This window comes from Desulfonatronum sp. SC1 (assembly GCF_003046795.1).
Classification (GTDB): Bacteria; Desulfobacterota; Desulfovibrionia; order Desulfovibrionales; family Desulfonatronaceae; genus Desulfonatronum.
This window is the reverse complement of the sequence record NZ_PZKN01000146.1, coordinates 1-450: the sequence shown is the minus strand read 5'-3', so window position 1 is coordinate 450 and position 450 is coordinate 1. Positions and strand designations below refer to the sequence as shown.

The window sequence follows — 450 nt, the reverse complement described above, 5'->3', positions numbered from 1 at the left end:
ACTTTACTCTTTGCGCAATGGCCGAATGACCAGTTACTTTAAGGGTAATGGTGCTGATGGTTTGCTTTCGGATGAAATAAATGCACTGACCATTGACATGCATGGCAGGATTTGGATAGGCTCAACAGGAGGAGTAAACTATTATGACCCTAAAACAGGCAAAATTGTTGCCGTTGAACTCAATAATGGAAAGCAGGTATTCAATGAACAGGTACTCTCGCTCTCATGTGATCAGACTGGCAGACTATTGATAGGTACACGTGCCGGACTCAACGTGTTAAGTTTTGGCGATGATACCATAACTTCGATAGAGCCAATTTTCGGATTGAGTAATGAGATGATAGCCAGCGTGATGACTGACGATAAGCGACGCGTTTGGGTTAGTTCAAGTCGTGGCATCTCAATGTTGTCTGTTGATGGAGTTGTCAGGAGTTTTGACAATACAGATGG

General features: G+C 43.3%; 1 protein-coding gene. It reads left to right on the top strand.

Features of this window, described 5'->3' with window-relative positions:
• Positions 1-25: 25 nt before the first annotated feature.
• A partial coding sequence (locus tag C6366_RS21060) for a two-component regulator propeller domain-containing protein (protein ID WP_199221606.1) occupies positions 26-450 on the top strand: 425 nt, incomplete at its 3' end.